15 protein-coding genes are annotated in these 13,852 nt (G+C 68.8%); 2 read left to right on the forward strand and 13 right to left on the reverse strand.

The genetic code is table 11. From position 1 onward, the window contains the following. Nucleotides 1-43: 43 nt before the first annotated feature. The 11 genes from atpG to ACFQZQ_RS12855 form a co-directional block, all read right to left on the reverse strand. A complete protein-coding gene (gene atpG, locus ACFQZQ_RS12805) occupies nt 44-907 on the reverse strand; it encodes a F0F1 ATP synthase subunit gamma (protein WP_386813246.1) in 864 nt (287 codons plus the stop codon). Nucleotides 908-990: 83 nt separating this feature from the next. After that, complete coding sequence (atpA, locus tag ACFQZQ_RS12810) at nt 991-2,541, reverse strand: F0F1 ATP synthase subunit alpha (protein WP_386813247.1); 1,551 nt, start codon at nt 2,539-2,541, stop codon at nt 991-993. Nucleotides 2,542-2,609: 68 nt separating this feature from the next. Continuing rightward, nucleotides 2,610-3,137, reverse strand: a complete 528-nt coding sequence (locus tag ACFQZQ_RS12815; RefSeq protein WP_386813248.1) for a F0F1 ATP synthase subunit delta — start codon at nt 3,135-3,137, stop codon at nt 2,610-2,612. 17 nt (nt 3,138-3,154) lie between these two features. After that, nucleotides 3,155-3,625: a F0F1 ATP synthase subunit B gene (locus ACFQZQ_RS12820; RefSeq protein ID WP_386813249.1), complete on the reverse strand. Its 471-nt coding sequence runs from the start codon at nt 3,623-3,625 to the stop codon at nt 3,155-3,157. A 103-nt stretch (nt 3,626-3,728) separates the two neighbouring features. Beyond that, nucleotides 3,729-4,013, reverse strand: a complete 285-nt coding sequence (gene atpE, locus ACFQZQ_RS12825) for a F0F1 ATP synthase subunit C (protein WP_386813250.1) — start codon at nt 4,011-4,013, stop codon at nt 3,729-3,731. Between the two features lie 77 nt (nt 4,014-4,090). Continuing rightward, nucleotides 4,091-4,915 (reverse strand): F0F1 ATP synthase subunit A, encoded by an 825-nt coding sequence (gene atpB, locus ACFQZQ_RS12830; protein WP_386813251.1) that lies wholly within the window; start codon nt 4,913-4,915, stop codon nt 4,091-4,093. Between the two features lie 10 nt (nt 4,916-4,925). After that, nucleotides 4,926-5,294 carry a hypothetical protein gene (locus ACFQZQ_RS12835; RefSeq protein ID WP_386813252.1) on the reverse strand — a complete coding sequence of 123 codons (369 nt, stop codon included), beginning with the start codon at nt 5,292-5,294 and terminating at the stop codon, nt 4,926-4,928. Nucleotides 5,295-5,892: 598 nt separating this feature from the next. Next, entirely contained in the window at nt 5,893-7,728 is a 1,836-nt protein-coding gene (lpdA, locus tag ACFQZQ_RS12840) for a dihydrolipoyl dehydrogenase (protein ID WP_386813254.1), read from the reverse strand. Continuing rightward, nucleotides 7,715-8,461, reverse strand: coding sequence for a hypothetical protein (locus ACFQZQ_RS12845; RefSeq protein ID WP_386813255.1), 747 nt, complete (start codon nt 8,459-8,461; stop codon nt 7,715-7,717). The genes lpdA and ACFQZQ_RS12845 overlap by 14 nt, the downstream gene beginning before the upstream one ends. A gap of 7 nt (nt 8,462-8,468) precedes the next feature. After that, nucleotides 8,469-10,046: a dihydrolipoyllysine-residue acetyltransferase gene (locus tag ACFQZQ_RS12850; RefSeq protein ID WP_386813256.1), complete on the reverse strand. Its 1,578-nt coding sequence runs from the start codon at nt 10,044-10,046 to the stop codon at nt 8,469-8,471. Continuing rightward, the gene (locus ACFQZQ_RS12855; protein ID WP_386813258.1) at nt 10,047-10,889 is read right to left on the reverse strand and encodes a DUF2884 family protein; all 843 of its coding nucleotides are present in this window, start codon (nt 10,887-10,889) and stop codon (nt 10,047-10,049) included. 302 nt (nt 10,890-11,191) lie between these two features. Here ACFQZQ_RS12855 and ACFQZQ_RS12860 point away from each other — a divergent pair, with 302 nt between their 5' ends. Continuing rightward, nucleotides 11,192-11,869: an OmpW/AlkL family protein gene (locus ACFQZQ_RS12860; RefSeq protein ID WP_386813260.1), complete on the forward strand. Its 678-nt coding sequence runs from the start codon at nt 11,192-11,194 to the stop codon at nt 11,867-11,869. Between the two features lie 298 nt (nt 11,870-12,167). Beyond that, nucleotides 12,168-12,362 (forward strand): hypothetical protein, encoded by a 195-nt coding sequence (locus tag ACFQZQ_RS12865; RefSeq protein ID WP_386813262.1) that lies wholly within the window; start codon nt 12,168-12,170, stop codon nt 12,360-12,362. A gap of 72 nt (nt 12,363-12,434) precedes the next feature. Here ACFQZQ_RS12865 and ACFQZQ_RS12870 read toward each other — a convergent pair whose 3' ends face one another. Both ACFQZQ_RS12870 and ACFQZQ_RS12875 read right to left on the reverse strand, forming a co-directional pair. Then, nucleotides 12,435-13,319, reverse strand: coding sequence for a DMT family transporter (locus ACFQZQ_RS12870; RefSeq protein WP_386813264.1), 885 nt, complete (start codon nt 13,317-13,319; stop codon nt 12,435-12,437). After that, a complete protein-coding gene (locus tag ACFQZQ_RS12875; protein ID WP_386813265.1) occupies nt 13,316-13,852 on the reverse strand; it encodes a DUF1453 domain-containing protein in 537 nt (178 codons plus the stop codon). The genes ACFQZQ_RS12870 and ACFQZQ_RS12875 overlap by 4 nt, the downstream gene beginning before the upstream one ends.

Below are 13,852 nucleotides of genomic sequence, written 5' to 3' on the forward strand. Positions count from 1 at the left end.
GGCTTGCGCCCGCCGGGGATGTGGTTCTGGAAACCGGTGCCGGTCAAACCGCCGCGGCGCCGCCGACGATCTCGGAGATCTCTTGCGTGATCGCGGCCTGGCGGGCCTTGTTGTAGACCAGTTGCAGCGTGCCGATCAGCTTGGTGGCGTTGTCCGACGCGGACTTCATCGCGACCATGCGCGCGGCGTGCTCGGACGCCACGTTCTCCAGCACCGCCTGGTACACCAGCGACTCGATGTAGCGGGTCAGGACGTGGTTGAGCACGGTCTCCGCATCGGGTTCGTAGATGTAGTCCCAGTCGTGGTGGGCGACCTGCGTCTCCGGCTCCGGCAGCGGCAGCAGCTGCTCGAACGCGGCGCGCTGGGTCATGGTGTTGACGAAATCGTTGTAGCAGATGAACACGCGGTCGAGACTGCCGGCGCTGTAGCTGTCCAGCATCACCTTGATCACGCCGACCAGCTGCTCCAGCTTGGGCTGGTCGCCCAGGTGGGTGACCGAGGCCAGCATGTTGACCTTGATGCGGCGGAAGAACACCGAGGCCTTCTGGCCGATGGTGACCACGTCGACCTCGACGCCCTGCTCCTGCCACTTGCGGATCTCGCCGAGCAGTTTGCGGAACAGGTTGTTGTTGAGGCCGCCGGCCAGTCCGCGGTCGGACGAGACGATGACGTAGCCGACGCGCTTGGGATCCTGGCGCTCGATCATGTACGGGTGCTGGTAGTCGGCATTGGCCTGCGCCAGGTGGCCGATCACCTGCTTCATCACCCGCGCGTACGGGCGCGAGGTCTTCATCCGCTCCTGCGCCTTGCGGATCTTGGAAGCCGAGACCATCTCGAGCGCGCGCGTCACCTTGCGGGTGTTCTGCACGCTCTTGATCTTGGTTTTGATTTCTCTGCCGCCGGCCATTTCTCTTCTCGGTAGGGCGGGCTCAAGCCCGCCGTGCGATATCAGCTTTGCAACGAAGGCGGGCCAGGGCCCGCCCTACGCAATTACCAAGTACCGGTCGACTTGAACTCGGCGATGCCCTTCTTGAAGGCCGCCTCGATGTCGTCGTTCCAGTTGCCGGTGCCGTTGATCTTCCCGATCAGCTCGCCGGCGGTGTTGGCGAAGTGCGCGTGCAGGCCTTCCTCGAAAGCGAGCAGCTTGTTGACCGGCACGTCGTCGAGGTAACCCTCGTTGACGGCGTAGATCGACAGGGCCTGGTCGGCGATCGACATCGGCGCGTACTGCTTCTGCTTCATCAACTCGGTGACGCGCTGGCCGCGCTCGAGCTGCTTGCGGGTGGCTTCGTCCAGGTCGGAGGCGAACTGCGCGAACGCAGCCAGCTCACGGTACTGGGCGAGCGCGATGCGGATGCCGCCCGACAGCTTCTTGATGATCTTGGTCTGGGCCGCGCCGCCGACGCGCGACACCGAGATGCCGGCGTTCACCGCCGGGCGGATGCCGGCGTTGAACAGGTCGGTCTCGAGGAAGATCTGGCCGTCGGTGATCGAGATCACGTTGGTCGGCACGAACGCGGAGACGTCGCCGGCCTGGGTCTCGATGATCGGCAGCGCGGTCAGCGAACCGGTCTGGCCCTTCACGGCGCCGTTGGTGAACTTCTCGACGTACTCCTCGGACACGCGCGAGGCGCGCTCGAGCAGGCGGGAGTGCAGGTAGAACACGTCGCCCGGGTAGGCTTCGCGGCCCGGCGGGCGCTTGAGCAGCAGCGAGATCTGGCGGTAGGCCACGGCCTGCTTGGACAGGTCGTCGTACACGATCAGCGCGTCTTCGCCGCGGTCGAGGAAGTACTCGCCCATGGTGCAGCCCGAGTACGGGCTGATGTACTGCATCGCGGCCGACTCGGACGCGGTCGCGGCCACGACGATCGTGTGCGCCATCGCGCCGTTTTCTTCGAGCTTGCGCACCACGTTGGCGACGGACGAGGCCTTCTGGCCGATCGCCACGTACACGCACTTAATGCCAGTGCCCTTCTGGTTGATGATCGCGTCGATCGCCAGCGCGGTCTTGCCGGTCTGGCGGTCGCCGATGATCAGCTCGCGCTGGCCACGGCCGATCGGGATCATCGCGTCGACGGTCTTGTAGCCGGTCTGCACCGGCTGGTCGACCGACTTGCGCCAGATCACGCCCGGGGCGACGCGCTCCACCGGCGCGGTCAGCTTGGCGGTGATCGGGCCCTTGCCGTCGATCGGCTCGCCCAGCGCGTTGACGACGCGGCCGAGCAGCTCCGGGCCGACTGGCACTTCGAGGATGCGCGCGGTGGTCTTGGCGACGTCGCCTTCGCGCAGGTGTTCGTAGTCACCCAGCACCACGGCCCCGACCGAGTCGCGCTCCAGGTTCAGCGCCAGGGCAAAGGTGTTGTTCGGCAGTTCGATCATCTCGCCCTGCATCACGTCGGCGATGCCGTGGATGCGCACGATGCCGTCGGACACCGAGGTCACGGTGCCTTCGTTGCGCGCTTCGGCGGTCAGCTTGACCTGTTCGATGCGGGTCTTGATCAGTTCGCTGATTTCGGACGGATTGAGCTGCGTGGTTGCCATGGGGCTTTCCCTTGTGCCGGCGTTGCCGCCGGTGGTTCAAATTGATGCGGGTGTGGTTGCGAGGCCGATCAGTTGGCCAGCGTGGTCTGCAGGCGCGCGAGCTTGCCGCGCAGCGAACCGTCGATGACCACGTCGCCGGCGTCGATCACCGCGCCGCCGATCAAGGCTTCATCGACCGCGGTTTCGACCTCGACCTCGCGGCCGAAGCGCTGCTTCAGCGCCGCGGTGAGGCTGGCCAGCTCGGACTGCGGCAAGGCCTGCGCGGAGGTGATGCGCGCCTTGACCACGCGCTGCTGGTCGGCGTGCAGCTGTTCGAACAGGCCGGCGATCTCCGGCAGCAACGGCAGCCGGCGGTTGTCGGCGAGCACGCCCAGGAAGCGGGTGAACGCCGGATCCGCGCCGTCCGCGGCCAGCAGGCCGACGGCGTCGGCGGCCGACAGGCGCGGGTGGGCGAGCAGCGCGCGCGCCTGCGGATCGGCCGCGACGCGGGCCGCAAACGCGAGCGCTTGCGACCACGCAGCGGCATGGCCGCCGTCACGCGCCAGCGAAAACGCGGCGCGGGCGTACGGGCGGGCGAGGGTCAGGGCCTGGCTCATCGGTCAGTGCGCTCCGATCAGAGCTGCGCGGCCAGATCGTCGAGCAACACCTTGTGGGTGTTGGCGTCGATCTCGCGCTTGAGCAGCTTCTCGGCGCCGGACACGGCCAGCAGCGACACCTGCTTGCGCAGGTCCTCGCGGGCGCGGTTGGCGGACGCGACGATCTCGGCGTCCGACAGCGCCTTCTGGCGCGCGGCTTCGGCGAGCGCGTCGTTCTTGGCCTGGTCGATGATCTGGTTGGCACGCTGGTGCGCCTGATCGATGACCTCGTTGGCCTTGACGCGGGCGTCGCGCATCGCCGAATCGGCGTTCTGCTGCGCCTGCGCGAGGGCCTTCTGGCTGTTATCGGCAGCCGCCAGGCCTTCGGCGATTTTCTTCTGGCGTTCTTCGATGGCCGCGTTCAGCGGCGGCCAAATGAACTTCATCGTGAACCAGACCAGGATCGCGAAGGAGAGCATCTGACCGAAGAAAGTCATGTTGAGATTCATGACGGGTCCTCGAGGTATTGCTGAGAGGTAGTGCTAAGCGGTCGGCAACGGGCCGACCGACGACATCCGCCCGCAGCCACGGGCCGCGGGCGGACGGGGTGGATCAACCGCCGGTGGTCAGGCGCGAGGTGATCTCGCCGATCAGCGGGTTGCCGGTGGCCAGGTACAGCGCGATCGCGACGCCGATGATGAACGCGGCGTCGATCAGGCCGGCCAGCAGGAACATGCGGCCCTGCAGCATCGGCACCAGCTCCGGCTGGCGGGCGGCGGACTCGAGGAACTTCGCACCCATGATCGCGATGCCAAGGCAGGCACCCAAGGCGCCCAGACCGATGATGATGCCGATGGCGATCGCGGTCAGGCTCTGGATTTGGGCGATGAATTCCATGGTGGTTCTCCTGGTAAAGGTAGTGCTGGAAAGTGAAGGAACGAAACGGTGGAAGCGGAAGAAGCTGTCGAGCTGGATCAGTGGCCTTCGCGGGCGCCGGCGATGTAGACGACCGTGAGGATCATGAAGATGAAGGCTTGCAGCAGGATGATCAGGATGTGGAAGATCGCCCACGCCGAGTTGGCGATCACGCCCGGGATGAAGGTCAGCCACGTGCCCATCAGGCCGGCGATCAGCATGAACACCAGCTCGCCGCCGTACATGTTGCCGAACAGTCGCATGGCCAGCGAAACCGGCTTGACCAGCCACTCGATGATGTTCATCAGCAGGTTGACCGGCGCCATGACCACGGCCATGAAGCCGTGCGCGTGGAATGGCGCGGTCAGCAGTTCCTTGCCGAAGCCCAGGCCGCCCTTGGCGGAGATCGCGTGGCCGAGCAGGATGAAGAACACCGACACCGACAAGGCGAACGTGGTGTTGAGGTCAGCGGTGGGAACGATGCGGGAATAGGTGTGGTGCGCGGTTTCGGCGCCGGCGACCGTCTGCACCAGCCAACCCGGCAGGTCCAGCGGCAGCAGGTCCATCGTGTTCATGAACACGACCCACATGAAGATGGTCAGCGCCAGCGGCGCGACCGAGCGACGGTCGCCGTGGAAGGTGTCTTTGACCTGGCCGTCGATGAACTCGAAGATCATCTCGACAAAGGCCTGGCCCTTGGTCGGGACGCCGGCGGTCGCCTTGCGCGCGGCCAGACCGAACCACAGCAGGAACACCAACCCCAGACCCAGGCTGACGAGCCAGGTATCGAAGTGGAACTGGCCACCAAACATCTCCCCGGTGTTATGGGTCAGATGGTGCTTGATGTATTCGTTCAGGCCGCCCGAGCCGGTCTGTTCACTCACGAAAGACACCTTATCGTTTCAGAAGTTGGGCCAGCACGAAGGCCAGCGTCGCCGCCAGCACTCCCACCAGCATTGGCAGCGGCGGCAGCTTCAACCCGGCTAGGCCGAGCGTAAGGACTGCAAACACCACCGCCCATTTCAGCACCACACCCGCCAGCAGCCGCCCCATCGCCGCCCCGGCCGGCTGCACGCCGCCACCGAGGGCCATGAAGGCCGATGCCGCATTCCCGGCGACCAGCGCGCCACCACCAACCGCCGCCGCGAGCGCCGAGGGCGCACTGTGGGCGAGGAAGGCCAGCGCGGCCAACGCCGTCGCGCCGGCCTGGAGGGCGATCGCGCGCGACGCCAGCCGGCGGCCTGCGGACAATGGATCGTGCACGCAGGGCTCGTCGGTCGGGGGAGGACGCAAAGCGCCCGGTGAAGCCGCGGAAGTATAGGCGGCGGCGGTTGCCGCGGCAACCGCTAAACGCCATGTTTTGGCCATTGCAGCGCTGGCAGCGGCGCCTGGATGGCGCCTCGCGGGGGCGGGCACGCGGCGCCAGGTCGCAGCTTATGCACGGGCGGTCGCAATGGAGTGACCCGACAGGTAAGCGCGGCGACGCCAACGGCCTACCAACATAGCCCATGGCTATCGAGCCGAAGCGAACGTTTGATTGGAGGCCATGACGCCGTGGCCGCCGGGGCGCGACGCCATCGAACTCCACTTGCCCGAGATGCTGCACGCGGATCGGACAGCCCTGCCTCGCCGCGGCCGTACGCTGATCGCCGGAGCTTGGCCCGGAACCTTTGCCGAAGCACCGGGTCAGACTCATTGAACGCCCCCGCCACTCTCTCCTCGTCAAGGCAAAAGCTGCGGTGGGCATCACGAAGCCCCGGCCAATCGGCCGGGGCTTCGCCTTGTCAGTCATCCCGAACGCAGTGAGCGACCTGCTTGACCACGCCAAAGCAGGCCCCCCGCTGCGTTCGGGGTGACCGCTCTACTTCTTCTTCGGGATATAGAGATCGGTGATCGTGCCGTCGAACACCTCGGCGGCCATCGCCACCGATTCGCTCAGCGTCGGGTGCGGGTGGATGGTGTGCGCGATGTCGCCGACCTCGCAGCCCATCTCGATCGCGAGCGCGAGTTCGCTGATCAGGTCGCCGGCGTGCACGCCGACGATGCCGCCGCCGACGATGCGGTGGGTGGCTTCGTCGAAGATCAGCTTGGTAAAGCCTTCGCTGCGGCCGATGCCGACCGCGCGCGCACTGGCCGCCCACGGGAATTTGCCGACGCCCACCTTGAGGCCCTTGGCCTTGGCTTCGGTCTCGGTGACACCGACCCAGGCGATCTCGGGATCGGTGTAGGCCACCGAGGGGACTACCCGCGCGACCCACTCTTTCTTCTCGCCGGCGGCGACTTCGGCCGCCAGCTTGCCCTCGTGGGTGGCCTTGTGCGCGAGCATCGGATTACCGACCAGGTCGCCGATCGCGAAGATGTGCGGCACGTTGCTGCGCATCTGCCGATCGACCGGGATGAAGCCGCGCTCGCTCACGCTGACGCCGGCTTGCTCGGCACGCAGCTTGCCGCCGTTGGGCGCGCGCCCGACCGCGACCAGCACGCGATCGAACACCTGCGCCTCGGGTGCGGCGCCACCGGCCGCAGCCGGTTCGAACGACACCTTGATTCCCTGCTTCTGCGCCTGGGTGGCGCTGGCCTTGACCTTGAGGTGCACGACCACGCCCTGTTTCCTGAGGCGGTCGGCGAGCGGCTTGACCAGGTCGGGGTCGGTGCCCGGCATCAGCTGGTCCATGAACTCGACCACGGTGACCTGGCTACCCAGCGCGCGGTAGACCGTCGCCATCTCCAGGCCGATGATGCCGCCGCCGACCACCAGCAAGGTCTTGGGGATGTCGGCCAGCGCGAGTGCGTCGGTGGAGTCCATCACGCGCGCGTCGTCCCACGGGAAGCCCGGCAGCTTCACCGCCTGTGAACCGGCGGCGATGATGCATTGCCCGAAACGGATCAACTGCTTGCCATCGGCGCCTTCGACTTCCACTTCGTTCGGCGACACGAACGCGCCGGTACCGGCCACCACGCGCACCTTGCGCTGCTTGGCCATGCCGGCCAGGCCCTTGGTGAACTGCCCAATGACCTTCTCCTTGTAGGCGCGCAGGGTGTCGAGCGCGATCTTCGGCTTGCCGAAGTCGATGCCGTAGTCCTTCGCGTGCGCGGCCTCGTCGACCACGGCGGCCGCGTGCAGCAGCGCCTTCGACGGGATGCAGCCGACGTTGAGGCAAACGCCGCCCAATTGCGGATAGCGCTCGACCAGCACCGTGTCGAGGCCGAGGTCGGCGGCGCGGAACGCCGCGGTGTAGCCGCCGGGTCCGGCGCCGAGCACCAGCATCGCGCACTCGATGTCGGCCTTGCGGCCGGACGCCGGTGCACCGGCGGTAGCTGGCGCTGGCGTCGGCGGTTTCGACTCGGCCGGCGCTGCCGGCTTTGCCGGTACAGGCGCTGCAGGTGCTGCAGGTGCTGCGGGCGCAGCACTCTGTCCGCTGGTCGTGGGCGTCGCCCTCGACTCGGCGACGCCGGCTTCCGCGGATTCGAGTACCGCGATCACCGCGCCCTCGACCACCTTGTCGCCAAGCTTGACCTTGAGCTCCTTGACCACGCCGGCGGCCGACGACGGCACTTCCATCGTCGCCTTGTCCGACTCCAGCGTGACCAAGCCCTGGTCCTTGGCGACCGTGTCGCCGACCGCGACCAGCAGCTCGATCACCGGGACGCCGTCGTAATCGCCGATGTCCGGCACCTTGACTTCAATCGTTGCCATCGTTGTCTCCTGCGGTCGCCGACACGGTGGCATCGGCATTGCCCGGCGCCGCGCTGGCGATGGCCGGCTCGCGTTCGAGTCGGTCCTGCAGCTCGCGCAATGATGCTTCCAGCTTGGCCCAGCCGCGATGGCGGTCCTCGGGGTCGTCGTCGATGGTGTCGATGATCCGCTCGCGTTGCGCCATCAGCAGTTCCGCCGGGCCGCAGCCGGGGGCGAGCCCGCTGACCCGCAACACCTCTCCGCTGGCGGGATCGCGCAGGGCGAACAGCCACACGTTGTCGTCGTGGAACGGCGCGGCGCGGTCGGCCGGCACCAGCGCGGTCAGGGTGCGCTGCCATAGCGCCACCACGCGACGCGCGATGCCGGCGGGGATCGCCGCCTGGTCGATCAGCGGTTCCTGCTCGGTACGCAGCTCGCGGCGGGCGCCGTCGCGCGAGTTGCTCCAGTCGGAGACGCGATGCTCGGCCTTGGCGTGACGCACCGCCCAATCGCCCTCGCCTTCGCCGGGGATCAGCACCAGCCCGCTTTCGGCGCCGCGCAGCGGCAGCAGGGTCAGGGTCAGCACCGGCGCGTCGGCATGCCGGGACAGCAACTGTTCGACGGCGCTGCCGTGGTTCTCGGTGCCCGGCGGCCAGCCGCGGCCAAGCTCAAGGCGACAGCCTTCGTCGGCACGCGCGAGCGGCGGCGCCAGCAGGATGGCGCACAGGGCCAGCATGCGTGCGGACGTGATCATCGGCGCCTCACAGCAGCACGCGCCGCATGTCGGCCAGCAGTTGCGCGAGGTAGGCGGTGAAGCGCGCGGCGGCGGCGCCGTCGATCACGCGGTGGTCGTAGGACAGCGACAGCGGCAGCAGCAGGCGCGGCTGGAAAGCAGCGCCATCCCAGACCGGCCGCATCGCCGACTTCGACACGCCGAGGATCGCCACTTCCGGCGCGTTGACGATCGGCGTGAACGCGGTGCCGCCGATGCCGCCCAGCGAACTGATCGAGAAGCAGCCGCCGCTCATCTCGGCCGGGCCGAGCTTGCCCTCGCGCGCCTTGGCGGCCAGTTCGCCGGACTCGCGCGCGATCTGCAACACGCCCTTCTTGTCGCAGTCGCGCACCACCGGCACCACCAGCCCGTTGGGGGTGTCGGCCGCGAAGCCGATGTGGAAGTACTGCTTGAGCACCAGGTTCTCGCCGCTGGCATCGAGCGAGGCATTGAAGTTCGGGAATTTCTGCAGCGCGCTGACGGCGGCCTTCATCAGGAACGCGAGCATGGTCAGCTTGGTGCCGTCCTTGCTCTTCTCGTTTTCCTTGTTGAGCGCGACGCGCAGAGTTTCCAGTTCGGTGATGTCGGCGTCGTCGTGCTGGGTGACGTGCGGGATCATCGCCCAGTTGCGCGCGAGGTTGGCCCCGGACAGTTTCTGGATGCGCGTCAGCGCGCGCGTCTCGGTCGGGCCGAACTTGCTGAAGTCGACCTTGGGCCACGGCAGCAGGTTGAGCCCGCCCAGGGTCGCGCCGGTGCCAGACGCCGGGGCGGCTCCCACGCCGCCGCCCTGCAGCGCGGCCTTGACGAACTTCTGCACGTCTTCCTTGCCGATCCGGCCGCCGCGCTCGGAGCCCATGACCTGCATCAAATCGACGCCGAGCTCGCGCGCGAACAGCCGCACCGCCGGGCTCGCGTACGGCACCTGGCCGGGCATCAGTTCGTCGGCGGTGAACGCGACCGGCGGGGACATGGAATTGGAAAGCCGTGGCGGCATCGCCTCCGGGTCGGTGCCCGGCGCGGACTGCGCCGCTGCGATCTCGCGCTGCGCGAGTTGGTCGGGCTGCGCGGCGACCGCGACCGGTTCGACCTTGGCGCCGGTCTCCGCGCTGCCGACGGTGGCCGCGGGTGCAACCGGCTCCGCGCGCGGCGGCGACGCCGGCACGGCGGTGTCGGCCTTCGCCGCCGGCGCCGCGGCGGCAGGCTGCTCGCCGGCCGGCTCGATCAACGCCACCACGCTGCCTTCGGCGAGGCTGTCGCCGATCTTGACCTTGATCTCGCGCACCACGCCCGCGAACGGCGCCGGTACTTCCATGGTCGCCTTGTCCGACTCCAGCGTGACCAGGCCCTGGTCCTGGGCGACGGTGTCGCCGACCGCGACCAGCAACTCGATCACCGGCACGCCGTCGTAATCGCCGATATCCGGGACGCGTGCTTCCTTCAGCTCAGCCATGTCGGGCCCTGCAATGCGCGAAAACCCTATTGTGGCCGGTGCGATGCGACAGCGCCAACCGCGCCGCGCCGCGCCAGCGGCCCGGGCGTGCGCACGTACGCCGCGGTACGCGCGCACTCAGCGCGGGCTTGGGGTGGCCTCGGCCTGCGGCTTGCGGGCGGCCGGCAGCGTACGGCCCGCGTCGGCCTGCATCAGATTCAACGGCTGGCCGTGGCGCGTGCGGTACTCGAGCGCGTTGTCGATCCGGTCCAGTTCGACCATGCGCAGGCACAACCCTTCGGCGCGCTGCTCCAGCGCATCGGCGCGCGGCCTGACCTGGGCCTCGATCTGCGCGTCGAGGTTCTCCATGCGCTTGAGGCGGCTGGCGTCGCCGCTGAAGGCGGCGCTGATCGCGCCTCCGATGATGTCGCCGATCATGCTCGGGATGACCTCGGCGACCGCCTCGCCGATGCCGTCGCCCAGCTCGCTGCCGTTGAAGCGGTTTGCGGTCACCGAGCGCGCCAGGCGCGCGTCCAACTGCGCGCGGGCGCGGGCCAGCTTGGCCCGCACCGCCTTGGGGTCGGGACTGAAGCCGGCGGCGACTTCGCCCAGCGCGGTGAAGGCGATGTCCGCCGCGGCGCGGCCGATCGCCTGGGCCTCGGGCATCACCGCGCGCGTGCCCTGCTCGAAGGCGGCGATGCGCTGGCTGTCGGTGACGCTCAACGTCACCCATTCGTCGTCGACGAACAGGCGTCCCTGGCGCATCACGACCGCCTTGGGTGGGGAGTCTTTCGACTCGGCGACGGCGTGGCCCGCGGATTCTCGGGTCAGGATCAGGCTGCGCTCGTTCAAGCTCAGTTCGTAGTCGCTCTCGACATCGCAGTGGATCTCGGCGGCGAGGCCGGCGCCGCACGGCAGCGACAACGCCGCCAATACGAGCAAAACGCGTCGGGCACGCAGCGTCAGGGAAGTGCGGCGCATCGTGCGTCTCCGCCAAAGTGGGGTGCGGCTATCTTGCCGCGCCGCGCGCGCGAAGTCCCCCTGCCGGTCGGGCCGATGACTTTCGGCCGCAGTCGGCCGCACCGACCCCGGCGGTCAAGACCGGTTCATGCGCGCTGGCTTACGCGCGCCGCGTAGCACCGCGGTTCCGGAAAGTTCTCCGCGCGCCGGTTCGCGGGGCAAGCAGTGTTCATCGCGCGCTGGCTACGGTGGGCGCGCCTCTGAAAGGCACCGGCTGCGGGCACTTGCTGCAGACCGGAACTAGAACCGAAGGAGAAACCTGCATGCGTCACTTTCGTCATTTGACCCTGGCCGTGATGGCCGCCCTGGCCATCGCCCCGGCTGCTGCGTTCGCGCAGGACACCGATGCCACCACCGCCACCGATACCTCCGTGTCGGCCGACAGCGCCAGCGGCAAGCGATTCTCCGTGGTAGGCGGCTACGCGTTGTCGGAGCCGACCCGCAACCCGACCATCGCGGGCAGCCGCGCGCGGGTCGACGGCGATGGCGCCGCGACCCTGAGCGCGAGCTACCACATCAACGACAACATCGCGGTCGAAGCCTGGGGCGCGGCCGACAAGCTCGGCCATCGCGTCAGCACCGCTGGCGGCAAGGCCGCGAGCGTGAACTCGCAGCCGTATGCGCTCAGTGGCCAGTACCACTTCGGCACCGCCGACAAGACCGTTCGCCCGTTCGTGGGCCTGGGCTACTACGAGGCCAACTACGACGGCGAGACCGCGGAGCCCAGCGGCCCGCTGGCCGGCCAGCGCATCGGCGTGGAAACCGCCAAGGGCGCCATGGCGACCGCCGGCGTCGACGTCAACATCACCCCGACCTGGTTCGCCCGCGCCGACGTGCGCTACATGCAGGGCAAATCGGATGTGAAGGTCGATGGCATCGATGCCGGCGAGGCCGAGTTAAATCCGGTCGTGGTCGGCGTGGGCCTGGGCGCGCGCTTCTAAGCCGTCGCCCGGCAGCCGCATCACGGCTTGCATCGACGAACGGGCCCGTTGGGGCCCGTTCTTTTTGGTGTCGGGTTCGAAGTGGCACCCGCCGCCGCCTCGCGCCTGCGCCGACGCGGATGTGTCCCCCGTGGATGTCCGCGCGCAGGGACCCTCGATTACGCGTTCGTCCGGCACCGCCGAGCCAACGAACCGCTCCTCCGCCAATGGCCAGTCGCATCTGCGCCTGCGCGCCGTTCACGGCCCGTGAGCGCCCGCGGCGCTAGCGTCGCCCCTTCCCTCCCCAAGGCCCACCGCGATGACCACCAAACTCGACAAACCCATCCGCCGCGAAATCGAGGTCGAGGGCAAGGCCTACACGCTCACCATCGATGCCGACGGCCTCAAGCTGGTCGAGAAAGGCCGCCGCAACGGCCAGGAACTGCGCTGGCAGGCGCTCGTCACTGGCGACGCGGCGCTGTCGGCGGCGCTGACCGCGAGCACCGCGTCCTAGCGACACCGGCCAACGATCGCAGTCCACGCGAACTGACCGCGCGCCGCCTCGCCGTCCGGGTCGATCGCATCGTCACGGGTGCTCGGACTCGGCGTGCACGCGCTCGCGGCGCAGCAGGTACAGACCGCTGGCAACGATGATCGCCGCGCCCAGCCACGTCACCGCATCGGGCAGCACGCCCCACAAGCTCGCGTCGAGCATCACCCCCCAGATCAACGCGGTGTACTCCAGCGGCGCGATCAACGACGCCTCGCCTTGCCGAAACGCCTCGGTGATCGTGTACTGGCCGAGCGCACCGGCCACGCCGACGCCGACGATGGTCCAGCCGTCGCTGGCGCGGATCGGCACCCAGTCCGGGATCGCGAGCACGCCGGCGCCGATCGCCATCATCGCCAGCAACCAGACCATCATCGACGGCGTGCTGTCGGTGCGCGCGAGCAGGCGCACGGTGATCGCGCTGATCGCGTACATCAGCGCGGCCAGCAACACCGCCAGCGCCGCCAGGCTCAGCAACCCGTCGCCGGTTGGCCGCAGCAGCACCAGCACCCCGACCAGGCCCACCGCGATCGCGATCCAGCGACGCGGGCCGACCCGTTCGCGCAGAAATGGCACCGACAGCGCGGTGATCAGCAAGGGCGCGACGAAGAAGATCGAGTACGCGGTCGACAGCGGCAAGGTGCGCAGCGCGTACACGAACGCCGCCATCATCGCGATGCCGAGCACGCCACGCAGCAGGTGCAACGACCAGCGCACGCGCAGCAGCGGCGCCAAGCCGCTGGTCATCGCGACCCAGGCCAGCACCAGCGGCAGCGACGAGGCGCCGCGCATCGCGGCCACCTGGAACGGCGGGTAGCGCGCCGACAGTAGCTTCAGCCCGGCGTCCATCAGCGCGAACATCGCGACCGCGACCAGCATCACCGCCATCGCACGGGTCTGCCGCGCGCGCGCCGCGGTCATGGCTGCACCGCCAGTCGCGACGTGCGCCGGCGCAGGCCCCAGGCATAGGCGAGGTAATAGCCCAGCAGCAGGCCGCCGACCGCGAGCAGGTTGCCCTGCTGGGCCAGCCACTGCGCGTGGCCGGCATCGGCGCGCCACAGCTGCCACGCGTGCCACAGCCCATAGCCGATCCGCGCCGCGACGACCGCGGTCAGCGCCAGCACCAGCCAGCGGTTCGGCGCGAAATGCAGCCCGCGCGCGTCGCGCTCGAAGCGCGTCAGCCACAGCCCGACGATGCCGACTGCGACCCCCGCCGCCAACCCCAGCAGCGCGTGCCGCAGCGCGCCGGCGATCCACCACCCGCTCAGCCACGCGGTCAGCACGAACAGCCCGGTCGAGGCCAGCAGCAGCCAGGCGTTGAGCGATACCGCCCACGGCACCGCGCGCCGCCGCGCGTGGCCGCGGCGGTAGCGCTGCCACAGCGCCAGTGGCAACAGCATCAGCCACAGCAGCACGAACGCGAGCCCCGCGATCGGGATCAGCAACAGCGGCAC

It is taken from the genome of Lysobacter koreensis, from assembly GCF_042677045.1.
Taxonomy (GTDB): Bacteria; Pseudomonadota; Gammaproteobacteria; order Xanthomonadales; family Xanthomonadaceae; genus Lysobacter_K; species Lysobacter_K koreensis.

What these genes read in the sequence shown, in the direction of transcription:
- atpG (WP_386813246.1), bottom strand. Translation starts at nt 907, where the DNA reads ATGGCCGGCGGCAGAGAAATCAAAACCAAGATCAAGAGCGTGCAGAAC.
- atpA (WP_386813247.1), bottom strand. Translation starts at nt 2,541, where the DNA reads ATGGCAACCACGCAGCTCAATCCGTCCGAAATCAGCGAACTGATCAAG.
- ACFQZQ_RS12815 (WP_386813248.1), bottom strand. Translation starts at nt 3,137, where the DNA reads ATGAGCCAGGCCCTGACCCTCGCCCGCCCGTACGCCCGCGCCGCGTTT.
- ACFQZQ_RS12820 (WP_386813249.1), bottom strand. Translation starts at nt 3,625, where the DNA reads ATGAATCTCAACATGACTTTCTTCGGTCAGATGCTCTCCTTCGCGATC.
- atpE (WP_386813250.1), bottom strand. Translation starts at nt 4,013, where the DNA reads ATGGAATTCATCGCCCAAATCCAGAGCCTGACCGCGATCGCCATCGGC.
- lpdA (WP_386813254.1), bottom strand. Translation starts at nt 7,728, where the DNA reads ATGGCAACGATTGAAGTCAAGGTGCCGGACATCGGCGATTACGACGGC.
- ACFQZQ_RS12845 (WP_386813255.1), bottom strand. Translation starts at nt 8,461, where the DNA reads ATGATCACGTCCGCACGCATGCTGGCCCTGTGCGCCATCCTGCTGGCG.
- ACFQZQ_RS12855 (WP_386813258.1), bottom strand. Translation starts at nt 10,889, where the DNA reads ATGCGCCGCACTTCCCTGACGCTGCGTGCCCGACGCGTTTTGCTCGTA.
- ACFQZQ_RS12860 (WP_386813260.1), top strand. Translation starts at nt 11,192, where the DNA reads ATGCGTCACTTTCGTCATTTGACCCTGGCCGTGATGGCCGCCCTGGCC.
- ACFQZQ_RS12865 (WP_386813262.1), top strand. Translation starts at nt 12,168, where the DNA reads ATGACCACCAAACTCGACAAACCCATCCGCCGCGAAATCGAGGTCGAG.
- ACFQZQ_RS12870 (WP_386813264.1), bottom strand. Translation starts at nt 13,319, where the DNA reads ATGACCGCGGCGCGCGCGCGGCAGACCCGTGCGATGGCGGTGATGCTG.